The following is a 13,449-nucleotide window of genomic DNA, read 5'->3' as shown; positions in this document are numbered from 1 at the left end:
ATATTCAGGTTTTTGAATTTTACAATTTAGATTGATTTACATAGCATAAACAGGGATTTATTCATCCTGAACTGCAAATGATTCGGGGATCTTAGCGGTTTTTGAAAGGTACTTTCTTCTTCTTTTCTTATACAAATATAAAATCTATTTTCAATACAAAAGAGTAACTTATCCTTTATTTATTCTGACTTTTATCACCTTATTTCTACTATTCTTTTTTGGCGATAATCACTACAGCACACATATTTTTTTCATGTTTTTTAAAGATTTTTTTCATTTGAAAAACTCTCTTTCTGATGGAAGGATTGAGTAATATGTTTTTAGCGATTTTAACGGCCCCGGAAATCCCTTCATCATCAATAACTCTTTGAGGTTCCAGAAGATGCATCGGTGCGGTTTCTACTTTTAAGACTTTAAATCCTTCTTTTTCCAATAATCCAGTCCACTCAGAAACGGTTAACGGGCGTGCATTGACCTTGATAGCCAAAGCCAGTTCCTTCTGAATATGCAGTTTTACATTACTGTCGAGATTATCAGGTCTTAAAGCCAGTTCATGAATTGCATAATATCCCTGAGGTTTCAATATTCTGTAGGCTTCCTGAATAATTTCTGCTTTCCGGTGATCTGCATGCATACTCAGCATAGCTTCACCATATACTTTACTGGCTGATTGTTCCGGTAAAAAACTTTCCGCAGCATTTCCCAGTTTAAATAAGGCTGATGTTCCCCGAAATTTTTTGTTAAGATACTCTACGGCATTTTGTTCAGCATCAATTCCTATGTAAGAACCAGGCTTTTTTTCCAATGTCATGTGTGCGGTAAAACCAAGACCGGGAGCAAATTCCACCATAGCAGCAGTAGAGTTGATGTCCAGCATTGATAACATCTTTTGGGTAAGGGCAAGACCTCCTGGGCGTAGCACTTTTTTACCGATTTTAGCCAGTAACCAGTGTCCGGACATTTTTTCAATATTTTCTGTATGCATTAGATTAATAGGTTTATGAGATAAGTAATTTTTTGGATTTATTAATATATAAATACCTTTTTATCTTTTATTTATTTAAATTTTTTTTACACCTTCAAATGGGTTAGTTTTAAATCCAGATTATCAACGAAATTTTGAATTTTTGAGGTTTCAAGCATGATACGGAGATCTTGTCTTATACTTTTAAACTGCTCATGTAAAGGGCAGGGGTGCGTTTCTGAACATTGATCCAAACCAAGTCCGCAACCGGAAAAAAGTTTATCACCATCAATTTCCCTTACAATATCAGCAATGGAAGTTTTCAGGTTTTTCTGATCCATATAAAAACCTCCATTCGGGCCTTTGGCAGATTGTACAAATCCTTTTCTGCTGAGGTCCTGCAAAATTTTGGCGATAAAGTGTTCCGGCGAATGGATGCTTTTTGAAATGTCTTTAATCCCGACCCTGCTGTCATTTTTAGACTGCTGGGCAATGTAGATCAAAGCTCTTAAGGCATATTCACAGGTTTTTGAAAACATTTTTATGAGTTTTATGAGACAAAGATAGAAAGAAATTTCTAATAAAAGATAAATTACTCTTTTATTTTTTATTAAAGCTGACGAGCATCATATGTAAAGCTGACTATCCAATGGAATTTTGAGTGGTTTTATTACTCTTTCTCAGGTCTGAAGGTCTGGATTGTGTAAATTCACGGAACGTATCACTAAAAGCGCTGATAGAGCTGTAGCCAACATCATCAGCTATTTCATTGATGGGTTTATCCGTATTTAAAAGCAATTCAATGGCTTTTATAATTCTTAGCGTTTTCAGGTATTGAAGAAAAGAAATATCCATGTCTGCTTTGAAAAGACGGGACATGGAGCGTTCACTCAGCCCGAATCTGTTGCTTACATTTGCCAAAGTAAGTTTTTCCCCGATATTCCATTCCAGATAAGATACAATCCTCATCATCTGTTTGTTGTGAGTCGCGGGAAGAATAATAGGTAAAGGCTGCTGGTGGGTTTTTGGCAGTATCTTTTTTAAAGCTATCAGAAATTCAAAGTTTTCGTCTTTTGAGGTAACATGTTTTTCATCCCATATTTCAGTATACTTGATCATCTGGATCAGCAGTTCTGATGCCGGATATATTCCCAGTCTGCTGTAGAAAGGATCTGAGAGATCATCATGGGCATAGAAATAAAGAGAGCGCAGAACAGTGGCGGTGTGCCCGATCTCTAAGATATGCTCCATCCCCTGCGGAATCCAGAAGAAATGCCGGGCCGGAACTACATACGTTCTATTGTTGATCGTAATATAGGCAATACCACCTTCTACATAACTCAGCTGTCCTTTTGTATGCTTGTGGAAAGGAATTAGTTTTTCCGATTTTTCGTGCATAACAAATACACTTTTGTCGTCTTTATCAATATCTGGAAGTGCAGCAATTAATCCCATAAAAAATATAAAATACCAGTAAAAATGCAAATATAATCATTTGGCCGGAATCATGTAAAAGTTGACTATTTTAGATAAATATAATTTCAGGATTGAGGATAAATTTGCAGTGCAATAATTCAAAAATTCAAATGAAAATTTATGTCGCCGGATTGCTGATGCTGGGAATTTCCTGTACAATATCAGCTCAGACAGGCAGTCCAACTAAGGATACTATACGACTTTCCTTAAAAGATGCGTGGCAAAAAGCTGAAGAAAACAGCCGCCATATCAGAATCAATACCATCAATGCAGACATTGCGGAAGCTGAAGTAAAAGATGCGAAAAGAGAACGGCTTCCTGAAATAGAAGTTAAAGGTTCTGCAGAAAAAGCATCCAACATTCCTATCTATGAAAACGGAATTTTTTCCAAACCAACCCAGCATGAAGTTATTCATACTCTTTACCGGGCCGGAGCAGATTTTTATCTGAACATTTATAACGGAAATAAGCTGAATCTTAAGATTAAGGAAAATCAGACCCTTCAGAAAATTACGGATATCCAGAAAGACCAGGCTATTTCTGATATTCATTACAAAACGGCAGCGCTTTATCTTGAGCTTCAAAAAACTTTAATTTTCAGAAACCTTATTCAGCAGGATATTGCCGATCAGAAAACACAGCTTAAAGAAATTCAGGCCCTTTATAAAAACGGAGTTGTTTTAAAAAGTGATGTTTTAAGGATTGAACTTGAACTTTCAAAGCGGAAGATGGCATTGGTGACTATAGAAAATGATATTCTCATTGCTACACAAAAACTGAACATTATTCTGGGTATTCCTGATGAGCAGACTGTCATTCCTGAAGCACCATTTAATCAATGGGATGAAAATACCTCTTACAACGACTACTTGAAGCTGGCACTGGATCACTCTTTCAATTATCATGTTTCTGAACAGCAGACAGCGCTGAGTAAAATCAAACTAAAGCAGATAAAAGCCAATGTAAGACCTAAAATCGGGATGTACGGTGAATTTTATTATGCCAATCCGCAGATTTTTCTCTATCCCTATAATCCTTATTGGTATTCATTGGGAATAGTTGGTATCAAGGCGTCTTTTTCCATTTCTTCCCTTTACCATAATACCCATAAGGTAAAAGCCGCACAGCTGGAATTTGAAAAAGAAGAGGAGGTACATAAAGATACGGAAGACAAAGTAAGGCAACAGGTGAAAGAAGCCTACCTGAGGTACCAGGAAGCCCTTGAGCAGATAAAGGTAGCAGAAGCCAATGTCATCCAGGCTAAAGAGAATGCACGTATCATTAAAAATACCTATTTCAGTCAGACTTCTCTTATTACAGAATTGCTGGATGCAGATATACAGCTTCTTCAGACAAAATTTGAACTGGAAGCGGCAAAAATTATGGCACAGAACAATTATTATTTACTACAAAATATTACAGGCGTTTTATAATACCATGAAAAAAAAATATACTCCCACTGACAGGATGATCACAAAGATCACAGGATGGATTTCAGTTTTAATTGTTGCAGCACTTGCTGTTTGGGGTGGTTTTACCCTAAAGGACTACTATGCATACGAACAGACCAATGATGCACAGGTTCAGGAATATGTGAACCCTATTATTTCAAGAGCCGGAGGATTCATTGTGGCCGTGAAATTTGAAGAAAACCAGGAAGTTAAAAAAGGGGATACGCTTCTGATTATAGATAACCGCGAATATATTCTTCAGCAGAAACAGACGCAGGCAGCGCTCCAGAAAGCCCGTGCCCAGCTGAAAGTACTGGAAAGCAACACCGGTACCACAGAAAAAGAAGCTGCTGCAGCAATGGCCCAGATAGATGCCAATAAAGCAAAAGTATGGAAGCAGAAGCTTGATTATGACAGATATAAAAAATTATATGATGAAGAATCTGCCACAAAACAAAGGCTTGAAGATGTAAAAGCAATGTTGGACGTCAATGAAAGCGATTACAAATCTTCGCAGGATAATTACGCTGCTTCACGATCAAAAATAGATGATATTCAGGCAGAAAAGACAGTTGTTCTGGCAGAGATTGCAAGACTGGAAGCACTATTGGACCGCCACAAACTGGATGTAAGCTATACGGCAGTTACTGCAGCTTATGACGGAAGAATGGGACGTAGAACCGTGGAAGTAGGGCAGATGATTGATGCCGGAGAAACGCTGGCATTTATTGTCAATAATGAAACAGATAAGTGGGTGGTTGCCAATTATAAAGAAACACAGATCAGGGATATGCATATCGGGGATCATGTGAAAATTGTAGCAGATTCTTATCCTGACAGGGAATTTAAAGGAACGATTATTTCACTTTCTCCGGCAACCGGATCAAGTTTTTCATTGCTGCCTCCGGATAATTCTACCGGGAACTATGTGAAGATTGTTCAGCGTATTCCTGTGAGAATAAAAGTAGATGGAATAAGAAAAGATATTGAGGTCCTGAAAGTAGGAATGAACGTGAATGTATATGCCGACAAAAAACATTCTAATGGCTAAAAGACAAATGCCTTTTTTCAAAAGATGGGCACCGGAATGGCTGATCAAGATCATTCTCTTTTCGATGACTCTTCCGGGGATCATTATATTTTTTCTTCCTTTGGCTAATGTGAATGCTGCAGCGGGATATTATGGATGTGAACCTGCGGATATTCAGTTTTCTGTAGCGCTTTTCTATGCAGGATATGTAGGATTTTACAGTCTGGAAAGAAGGTTTTTCAGCTTTCTGGCAGCAAAGGAATATTTTCTTCTGTTTACCACGCTGCAGATTTTAGCTTGTCTGGCGTGTTATTTTACCAAGGAAATTTACATCCTGTTTCCAGTACGTTTTATGCAGGGAATGTTATTTGCAGGAAACGTGAACCTTTCACTTACTCTTATTTTTACGAGACTGAGCAGTGAAAGGGGAAGGGAGATCAGTTTTTCGGTATTCTTCGGAATTCTGATCTGTGCGCTGCCGTTTAATAATCTGATTACTGCAGATCTTATTGATTCCTATAACTTTAATATTGTCTATAAAACAGCGATATTCTCTTATCTGCCGGGACTTATTTTTCTTACTCTTGTTATGAGCAATTATAGGACTCATGCAAGATTTCATCTGTATAAGCTCGATTGGCAGAGCTTTGGACTTTTCAGTACTATTCTGGTACTGGTGGGATACATTACCATTTTTGGACAGGAATATTATTGGCTGGAGGATAACCGGATTCTGGGAAGTGCCATAGGAATTGTTGTTTTGGGAGGAATATCCATTTTCCGGCAGCAGGCCATCAAAAGACCATATATTGACCTGAGGATTTTTAAATACAGAAACTTTAAAGTAGGATTGCTGATCCTTTTTGTAATGTATATCTGCCGGTTTGCATCAGGGATTGTCAACAATTATTTTGCTGCGGAGCTGCATTTGGATCCGTTTCATATTTCCTACATAAATATCTTCAATCTTACAGGGTTGGTTGCCGGGGTAATTATTGCCTGTTGCATGGTATTGCAAAAGAAAAATATAAGGTATATCTGGGGCTCAGGATTTTTAATGCTGTTGATCTTTCATGGGTTAATGTATTATTCTTTTGACGTTCAGGCCGATGAGTTTAATTATTATATTCCCTTGTTCCTTCAGGGATTGGGAGTAGGTTTGATTATGGTTTCGACGATTATTTTTATCATTTCGTCAGTTCCCGCTGTTATTGGTCCCTCAGCTGCTGCAACAGCTTTGGCAGTCCGATACCTGGGGTTTTGTATCAGTATAGCGCTGATCAATTTTTTTGAATTGTTTGAAAAAAGCAGCCATTATAATGCTTTTCAGGATCATTTAAGTGCTGTGGACCCGGCAGTCAAAAATTTTCTTCATCAGCAGACTGCTAAACTTATTTCCAGAGGAATGCCTGAAGAAAAGGCGGTAAAAACAGCCAATAAATTGTTGGTGGGAAGAATGAACGTTCAGAATCATGTCCGTTTTGCTATGGATTATTATGAAATGATGGTGTGGCTTCTTGCAGCTTCACTGTTATTAATTTTTCTTTTCCCTTATCTGAGCCGTACTGCTCTTTATCTGAAATCCCGAAGACTATCACCAGCTTAGGTGAAATTTTAATATTTGAAAAGTATAGCTTGTTAAGCTAATTTTATAGTAGAGTGCTGAGACTGTCTGATAAGGCAGTCTCTTTTGTTATGATCGAAAAAATGAAAATATTTTGGCCGGAACTGTATGTTTTTTGTCATTGCAGACAAGCCGCTTTCTCTCTACATTTGTACTCATACAGAACGACATATGAAGAAAGAAGTACAACATACCGGGAAGAAAAATATCGTGCTTTTGGCACTGCCACAGGTACAGCTGCTTGATATTGCCGGACCGTGGGATGTTTTTACGTCAGCAAACCGTTTTTTGAATAACGAAAGACAGGATTCCGGTTATCATGTTCATCTGGTATCCGGAACATCAGAGAAAATAATCTATTCCGGTTCGGGAATGCCGCTATCGTGTAATCATACCATTTATGATATTGATTTTTCTATAGATACTTTACTCGTGGCTGGTACCGCTTTAAGTGTACTGAATGAAATCAGTCCCGATGTTTATCACTATCTTCAAAATATAACACCACAAGTAAGGCGGATGGGATCGGTATGTGTAGGAGCATTTGTTCTTGCCAAAGCGGGTCTGCTGGATGGTCGGCAAGTGACTACCCATTGGAAATTTGCTGATGAACTGCAGAAATCTTACCCAAAGCTGGAGGTTAATGTTAATCCATTTTTTATTTGTGACAAACCCATCTATACTTCAGGAGGTGTTTCTTCAGGTATGGATCTGGCATTGGCACTTTTGGAAGAGGATTTTGGTAAAGCTTTGGCAGCGGAAGTCGCCTGTCACCTCGTTCTGCATTTAAAAAGACCCGGAATGCAGTCTCAGTTTGGAAACGCATTGCCGGAATATGAAACCATGTCTCCTTTTACAAAACAGGTTCGGGATCTGTTGAAAGACAAGCTGGGAGAGACGGTAACAGTAGAATATATTGCTGAATCTCTGAATATGAGTGTCCGCAATTTTTCGAGGGTATTTGTAAAAGAATCAGGAATAACTCCTGGCAGATTCATTGAAAAGATGAGGTTGGATCAGGCCAGAAATATGCTTGAATATACCAATATGAGCATAGAAATAATAGCTGATAAATGCGGCTTTGGCAGTGTTGTTTCGCTGCGTCGTTTATTCCTTAAAAATATTTCTCTTACCCCGGCGCAATACCGGAAAACATTTAAGCGCACAGAATAATCTTTTTTTCTTTCTTTTTTACTATAAAACTGATGTTCATCAATTGTCGGTAAGGAAGAGCTATGCCTTTATTTCCAAAATAATCAACTTAAAATAACAGAATTATGAAACACGAACAAAACAGTAAAACAATGAATGTAGCATTTTTAGTCTATGATCAGGTAGAAGTACTTGATTTAAATGGTCCTTTGGATGTTTTTGTTAAAGCAAATGCCATACAGCCCGATAGCTACTGTTGCTTTACGGTCGGAAAAACAAAAGAACCTGTATACACGGAAGCAAATACGATGGCTGTTATTCCGACTTATGACTTGCAAACTTGTCCAAAACCGGATATGATTGTCATTCCCGGCGCAAACCCAGACCATATTATGAAATATATTCAGGATAAGGATTTTCAGGGAACTGTTCTGAAATGGATTAAAAATCATTATGATGCCGGAACTGTTGTGTTTACAGTATGTACAGGAAGTATGCTGTTATCCGGGACGGGCATACTTGCTGGTCACGATATCACAACTCATAGTATGCTGTTGGATGCTTTAGAGCAATATAATCCGGAAGCCAATGTTCTCCGGAATGTACGTTATGTTGATCAGGAACAGCTGATTACTACTGCTGGAATTACAGCCGGAATTGATGCTGCTCTCTATCTTATTGGAAAACATCTGGGGCAGGAAACTGTTGATACAGTCGTTAAGATTTTTGAATATCAGAATAATAAAACTGATGTTTCACATTAGAAATAAATTAATTTGATTAAAAATTTTCGACGGCTTTTACAGTTGGCGGAAATTTTTTTTTGAATAAATAATTAATGACGGAAGCTGAAAAGTTTAATACAAAGAGGAATAAAGCCCATTGAAACGGCAATATAAATAGCTACCCGCACATAATTCAGGGTTTTCCAAAGTGATATCCTGGATATTATTTCTTCTGAAATGGAAGAGGATGCTGCCAGGTTTTGAAACTGTATAATATTAGGCGCAAAAAAGGTTAATGTCCAGATTCTTACCGCTGCATGAACGATGAATAAAGCCAAGAGCCAGTTCCTTACCGGATCAATTTTCCAGCAAAAAATAATAGCAAGTATGAAAGCGATCTCGTGAAGGGAATGAAGGATGATCCAGAAAAATTTCAGACTTGCTCCTTTTCCATCCTGAAGGAATTTAAATGTTTCGGGTGGGGAAGAAGACCATTTAGGCACAAATACAAGAGTTTCGAAAATCTGTGCACCATTCATAAGGAAATAAAGCAATGTCGTAATGCAAAGCCATATTTCTGCGCGGGTAATTGAAGTGACGGTTAAACTTTCCATGGTTTTATTATGGTTTATGGGGTGTTTAAATAATCTGCTGTTTCTTTCATAAGAATAGTTGCCTCTCTGAAATAGCGTTCAATGGATTCAATTTCCTTTTGAGAAAAAGTAGCAATAAGTGTAAGCGTTTTTTGCTGCAACTCATCGAAAATAGGACCCAATAGTTTCATGCTGTTCTCAAGATTTGGAATGATGATTACTTTTCTCCGGTCTTCACGGATAAACTGTCTCTTAAGAAGCTCCTTTTTCTCCAACCTGTCTATCAATCCTGTCACAGCACCGGTAGTAAGACCTGTTAACTTTGAAATTTCACCTGCTGTTATAGATTCATACTTCAGAATAAGTCCCAGATACTTATGGTCAGCATTGGAAAGACCTGCTTTTCTGGCAATAGCTTCGTGCATGAAAATAGAAGCATCAGAATATGATCTGCTGGCTTCGCGAAAATCCTGTATACTATTTTTAGTCATCGATTTAATTTAATTACTAATTATCTTAGTTGCTAAGATATATTATATTTTTGATTCACCAAAATATTTTTTATGCCCAAAAAACTGGTTCATTTGGCAATTTCCATTATTCCAGTAATTTTTAGCAAAAAAAATAATTAACGTAATTAATTTATAAACAAGTGTTTGACTTTTTAGCTGTAAATTTTATCATAAAAAATCCCGGAAAAGTTTGGAATTTAAGACTGTTTTTCTATCTTTGCAGTCCCTTAAACAAAGGGATTTACTTGAAAAAGTAAGTGGCCGACTCGGTAGCTCAGCTGGTAGAGCAATACACTTTTAATGTATGGGTCCTGGGTTCGAATCCCAGCCGGGTCACTACCTTTAAGATGTGAAAATAAAAATTTTCAAAAAGCATCAAAAAAATATAAAGCCCCTGCAAAATTATTGATTTTGTAGGGGCTTTATTTATAGCACAAGTGCTATAGTTTCAAAAACATTCTAAAATTTTGGAAAAGATGAGTTGTAAATTCTGATTAGCTGACCCATTTGAACAGATCATTATAGCCAGATTTTCAAAATTCTATACTTTTGATCTTAAATTTCTTACTTTAGAAATAGTTTTTTGGCTTTACTTGTTCTATTGCAGTTAAAATCAGGAATATTCTTTATTCTTCATTTTTAGGTTTAAAGTTTCTCCCGGCTCCTTGCCGTAGAAATGTTATTTTTCCTTGTACTTTTTTTGCTTGTTCAAGAACTTCCAATGCTTTTGTTCGCTCGTTAATTTTGCCAGCGTGTGTTATATTGTCCTGACGTTCATTTTTTTTCATATATCAATATAGTGAATTTATTTGAGAAAAACAAATTATTGACTGTAAGGTTAATAAAAATTAATATTTGAGATATTTAATGAAAACCAATATGACTCAGTTTCTTCAGACCCGGATTACTTTCAAAATTTTCTTTGACATAAAATCTTCCAACGGAATTTCTCTGTAATGTCTAAACTATTGCTGAATATATGTAGTATAAAAGCTGACTTTTTTTGAATGTATAATAGAATAATTGCTAGTTTTGGATGTTGGATTTGATGTATAATCTACAGATGGCTAAAAAGAAAATAAAAAGCAAAAGATTGCGAAATGACTAATGTATTTGAAAATTTCCTATCCTCAGCAGGAGGACTGTTAGCTGATGAAATCAACTTTTCTGTGCAGTTCTTCCAACCGATTGACTTAAAAAAAGGTGATTTTTTTATTCGTGAAGATGAAATCTGCCGTCATATTGGATTTATTGTTAGTGGCGCTGTAAAAGCATATGCTACCGATAAAGAAGGAAAAGAAAATATAACCTGTTTTAAGTTTGAAAATGAATTTGTCACTTCATTTCCAGAGTTTGTAACGCAGGAAAAATCCAAAAGGAGTATCAGGGCTGTAGAAGATAGCGTTATCTATAGGATAAACTACCCGGATTATCAGCAGCTGATTGATCGGGTGGCTGCTTTGAACGGAGTTATTAAATCGGTAATGGAGCAGGAGTATAACCAAAAGGAACGCTATATGCTGAGTTACAATAATAAGTCAGCTTTGGATAAATACTGTCATCTCTTATCTAATGAACCTATGCTTGTCCAGCGTATAGCTACGCAAGATCTGGCATCGTATCTGGGCATCACGCAACGATCTCTTACACGGGCGAAGGGACAGATTCTCAGACCAGGAATATTATAGGACAAATGTCCTTATGCAGTACTGACCGGCAATGTAGATTTGCACAAAAAAATTATGTTACGTCAAATTGCTCCCGAGGTATTCCAGATTTCACTAATGCCTCGAAACAGTATCAACTGCTATATTATCGAAGGTATATTGATAGATTCCGGAATACGAGGTTCATATACAACTATAAAGAAAGCTCTTCGGAAAATCCCTGTTTATCAACACGTACTGACCCATGCCCATGCAGACCATCAGGGGTGTAGCGATCAGATATGTGCAGAGTTTGCGATATCATTACTCTGCCATCCCGATGAAGTTTTCAGGACCGAAACAGGCATGGTAACCAACGATTACCCGGCTCCACAGCATTGGGTAGCAAAGCTTCAACAAAAATACTGGGCTGGTCAGGGGCATAAAGTCGCCCAAACAATCGTTGAAAACGATATGATCGGAAACTTTCGGGTAATAGAAACACCAGGACATTCGGCGGGTCATATTTCTTTGTTCCGTGAGCGGGATGGTGTACTGATTATCGGGGATGCAGCCACAAATATGAATCTGCTTACGACAGCGACCGGGCTGCGGCTTCCGCCAAATATCTTCACCTCCGATCAGGAGCGCAATATCAAATCGCTCCAGAAATTGGCTGAACTGAATCCGGCCATTATCTGCTTTGGCCACGGACCGGTTTTGCAAAATAAAGATCGGAAATTTGAGCAATTTGTTGCTAAATGTAGTGCTGGTGTTTAAAGATAGATCGTATTATAGTTATGGTTAAAAATGAAAGTTAATACAATGACTCCGGATTCTGAAAATTTTAACTGTCCTGTATAGATTTGAGGTAGCTGCTTCTTAAAAATTGCCCAACTTTATTTCCTGTTTTTTGATTCATAGTGTGCTATTGAAAGTTACCAAAACAGCTTCTCATATTCTCATAGATACTTAAGCGCTTAGGTATCAAATATTATTAAAAAACATCATAAATTATAATATGATGTAAATCATAATTGAATTAATAATTTGTTTGTCAGCATTTTATATTCGATAATTCATATAATTTATTTTGAATAATTTTAAATAAGATAAAATTATCTTATTTAAAATTTTGTTGCTGTATCTTTGCTGAAGAATAATATAGTCTGTCTCTGATTATTTAAGAGCGACTATTAAAACATAAAAGATGTTCAGCATTTTTACAAATATCAACAGGAAAGCATTCATAAATGCCATTATTGCAACCTTAGTGGTCATCGCTATGACAGTAATAGGGTCCGTTAATCTTCAAAACTTTGATGCAGCGTTAATTATTTATTTCTTCGGAACAATCAGTATGACTTTTGGAGTGGTGTATCACCATTCTGTATGGAAGCAGCGTCCGGCAACACAGAAATATTGGAAACGCACATGGGAATTTATTTTCAGTAAAGATTATCCCGTATACATCAAAGAAGTGATCCGTTTATCCGTCCGTAATATTTTATTTCAACGGTTTATTCTTCCAAGAGGAAAGGCGAGATGGTTTGGGCATTTTCTTTTAGCTACAGGATGTCTTATATCTTTTGCAGTAACATTTGGATTAACATTCGGGTGGATGCATTTTACCCTAAAGGAAGGAACTACCGATATGTATGAAACCCATATGATGGGCTTTACAGTGATGACTTTCCCACTCAATACAATAATGGCCCTCATATTATTTCATATTCTGGTCTGGACTGCAATTATGGTGATTATCGGATGTCTGATCATGATGCACAGAAGATTTGTAGATGAAGGACAAATTGCTACCCAATGGTTTGAGAGAGACTGGCTGCCATTGATATTGCTTGTAGCTGTTTCTGTTACAGGGTTGGGAATTTGGTTTGACTATTCATTTCTGGAAGGGAAGATGAGCCAGTTTATGGCAATTACCCATGCCATTACCGTAGCGCTGTTTCTGATGTGGATTCCTTTTGGGAAGTTCTTTCACATTTTCCAAAGACCTGCGCAGGTAGGAGCCAATATTTATAAAATTGAGGGAAAACGCAGAGGAATGCAGATTTGTCCGCACACCGGAGACGAGTACACTACAAAAATGCACATCGAAGACTTAAAAGAAATTACAAAAGAAATGGGATTTGATCTTGAGCGTGAAGACGGTAAAAGCTATTTAGACTATAGCCCGGAAGGGAAAAGAGCAATGCTTGCAAAAGCACACCTTAAAGCAAGACAGGAATCAGGAACTTATTTTGGTTAAAATAAAATAC

14 protein-coding genes and 1 tRNA gene are annotated in these 13,449 nt (G+C 37.2%); 9 read left to right on the top strand and 6 right to left on the bottom strand.

All coding sequences use genetic code 11. The annotated features are described in order from the left end of the window. Positions 1–208: 208 nt before the first annotated feature. From LC457_RS06270 to LC457_RS06260, 3 genes are all read right to left on the bottom strand, one after another. Positions 209–985 (bottom strand): methyltransferase domain-containing protein, encoded by a 777-nt coding sequence (locus LC457_RS06270; RefSeq protein WP_223599108.1) that lies wholly within the window; start codon positions 983–985, stop codon positions 209–211. Positions 986–1,071: 86 nt separating this feature from the next. Next, positions 1,072–1,503, bottom strand: a complete 432-nt coding sequence (locus LC457_RS06265; protein ID WP_223599107.1) for an Rrf2 family transcriptional regulator — start codon at positions 1,501–1,503, stop codon at positions 1,072–1,074. A gap of 103 nt (positions 1,504–1,606) precedes the next feature. Then, positions 1,607–2,419, bottom strand: coding sequence for an AraC family transcriptional regulator (locus LC457_RS06260; RefSeq protein WP_223599106.1), 813 nt, complete (start codon positions 2,417–2,419; stop codon positions 1,607–1,609). A 131-nt stretch (positions 2,420–2,550) separates the two neighbouring features. On the opposite strand from LC457_RS06260, the gene LC457_RS06255 reads away from it, so the two are divergent. From LC457_RS06255 to LC457_RS06235, 5 genes are all read left to right on the top strand, one after another. After that, a complete protein-coding gene (locus tag LC457_RS06255) occupies positions 2,551–3,873 on the top strand; it encodes a TolC family protein (RefSeq protein WP_223599105.1) in 1,323 nt (440 codons plus the stop codon). Between the two features lie 4 nt (positions 3,874–3,877). Then, positions 3,878–4,942, top strand: a complete 1,065-nt coding sequence (locus tag LC457_RS06250; RefSeq protein ID WP_223599104.1) for an HlyD family secretion protein — start codon at positions 3,878–3,880, stop codon at positions 4,940–4,942. Next, a complete protein-coding gene (locus LC457_RS06245) occupies positions 4,935–6,527 on the top strand; it encodes a beta-carotene 15,15'-monooxygenase (protein WP_223599103.1) in 1,593 nt (530 codons plus the stop codon). The genes LC457_RS06250 and LC457_RS06245 overlap by 8 nt, the downstream gene beginning before the upstream one ends. A gap of 189 nt (positions 6,528–6,716) precedes the next feature. Further along, positions 6,717–7,718: a GlxA family transcriptional regulator gene (locus LC457_RS06240; protein ID WP_223599102.1), complete on the top strand. Its 1,002-nt coding sequence runs from the start codon at positions 6,717–6,719 to the stop codon at positions 7,716–7,718. Positions 7,719–7,822: 104 nt separating this feature from the next. Then, positions 7,823–8,461: a DJ-1/PfpI family protein gene (locus tag LC457_RS06235; protein ID WP_223599101.1), complete on the top strand. Its 639-nt coding sequence runs from the start codon at positions 7,823–7,825 to the stop codon at positions 8,459–8,461. 71 nt (positions 8,462–8,532) lie between these two features. Here the strand turns inward: LC457_RS06235 and LC457_RS06230 are convergent, their stop codons facing one another. Then, a complete protein-coding gene (locus LC457_RS06230) occupies positions 8,533–9,036 on the bottom strand; it encodes a transposase (RefSeq protein WP_223599100.1) in 504 nt (167 codons plus the stop codon). A 14-nt stretch (positions 9,037–9,050) separates the two neighbouring features. Then, positions 9,051–9,506 (bottom strand): MarR family winged helix-turn-helix transcriptional regulator, encoded by a 456-nt coding sequence (locus LC457_RS06225; protein WP_223599099.1) that lies wholly within the window; start codon positions 9,504–9,506, stop codon positions 9,051–9,053. A gap of 284 nt (positions 9,507–9,790) precedes the next feature. Here LC457_RS06225 and LC457_RS06220 point away from each other — a divergent pair. Then, positions 9,791–9,863 (top strand) — tRNA-Lys (locus LC457_RS06220). Between the two features lie 290 nt (positions 9,864–10,153). Here LC457_RS06220 and LC457_RS06215 read toward each other — a convergent pair. Beyond that, the gene (locus tag LC457_RS06215) at positions 10,154–10,315 is read right to left on the bottom strand and encodes a hypothetical protein (RefSeq protein ID WP_223599098.1); all 162 of its coding nucleotides are present in this window, start codon (positions 10,313–10,315) and stop codon (positions 10,154–10,156) included. Between the two features lie 312 nt (positions 10,316–10,627). Here LC457_RS06215 and LC457_RS06210 point away from each other — a divergent pair, with 312 nt between their 5' ends. The 3 genes from LC457_RS06210 to LC457_RS06200 all read left to right on the top strand — a co-directional run bounded on the left by LC457_RS06210 (position 10,628) and on the right by LC457_RS06200 (position 13,439). Next, the gene (locus tag LC457_RS06210) at positions 10,628–11,215 is read left to right on the top strand and encodes a Crp/Fnr family transcriptional regulator (protein ID WP_223599097.1); all 588 of its coding nucleotides are present in this window, start codon (positions 10,628–10,630) and stop codon (positions 11,213–11,215) included. Positions 11,216–11,269: 54 nt separating this feature from the next. Further along, positions 11,270–11,953, top strand: a complete 684-nt coding sequence (locus LC457_RS06205) for an MBL fold metallo-hydrolase (RefSeq protein ID WP_223599096.1) — start codon at positions 11,270–11,272, stop codon at positions 11,951–11,953. Between the two features lie 430 nt (positions 11,954–12,383). Then, entirely contained in the window at positions 12,384–13,439 is a 1,056-nt protein-coding gene (locus LC457_RS06200; RefSeq protein ID WP_223599095.1) for an MFS transporter, read from the top strand. The last annotated feature ends 10 nt before the right edge of the window (positions 13,440–13,449 follow it).

Origin of the sequence: Chryseobacterium sp. GVT01B (assembly GCF_019970045.1) — a bacterium.
Taxonomy (GTDB): domain Bacteria; phylum Bacteroidota; class Bacteroidia; order Flavobacteriales; family Weeksellaceae; genus Chryseobacterium.
Note: the sequence above shows the minus strand (reverse complement) of the source record. Positions and strands in the feature narration are given on the sequence as shown.

Bases quoted from the DNA above. Each gene is read 5' to 3' on its own strand.
- LC457_RS06270 (WP_223599108.1), bottom strand. From the start codon at position 985: ATGCATACAGAAAATATTGAAAAAATGTCCGGACACTGGTTACTGGCT.
- LC457_RS06265 (WP_223599107.1), bottom strand. From the start codon at position 1,503: ATGTTTTCAAAAACCTGTGAATATGCCTTAAGAGCTTTGATCTACATT.
- LC457_RS06260 (WP_223599106.1), bottom strand. From the start codon at position 2,419: ATGGGATTAATTGCTGCACTTCCAGATATTGATAAAGACGACAAAAGT.
- LC457_RS06255 (WP_223599105.1), top strand. From the start codon at position 2,551: ATGAAAATTTATGTCGCCGGATTGCTGATGCTGGGAATTTCCTGTACA.
- LC457_RS06250 (WP_223599104.1), top strand. From the start codon at position 3,878: ATGAAAAAAAAATATACTCCCACTGACAGGATGATCACAAAGATCACA.
- LC457_RS06245 (WP_223599103.1), top strand. From the start codon at position 4,935: ATGGCTAAAAGACAAATGCCTTTTTTCAAAAGATGGGCACCGGAATGG.
- LC457_RS06240 (WP_223599102.1), top strand. From the start codon at position 6,717: ATGAAGAAAGAAGTACAACATACCGGGAAGAAAAATATCGTGCTTTTG.
- LC457_RS06235 (WP_223599101.1), top strand. From the start codon at position 7,823: ATGAAACACGAACAAAACAGTAAAACAATGAATGTAGCATTTTTAGTC.
- LC457_RS06230 (WP_223599100.1), bottom strand. From the start codon at position 9,036: ATGGAAAGTTTAACCGTCACTTCAATTACCCGCGCAGAAATATGGCTT.
- LC457_RS06225 (WP_223599099.1), bottom strand. From the start codon at position 9,506: ATGACTAAAAATAGTATACAGGATTTTCGCGAAGCCAGCAGATCATAT.
- LC457_RS06215 (WP_223599098.1), bottom strand. From the start codon at position 10,315: ATGAAAAAAAATGAACGTCAGGACAATATAACACACGCTGGCAAAATT.
- LC457_RS06210 (WP_223599097.1), top strand. From the start codon at position 10,628: ATGACTAATGTATTTGAAAATTTCCTATCCTCAGCAGGAGGACTGTTA.
- LC457_RS06205 (WP_223599096.1), top strand. From the start codon at position 11,270: ATGTTACGTCAAATTGCTCCCGAGGTATTCCAGATTTCACTAATGCCT.
- LC457_RS06200 (WP_223599095.1), top strand. From the start codon at position 12,384: ATGTTCAGCATTTTTACAAATATCAACAGGAAAGCATTCATAAATGCC.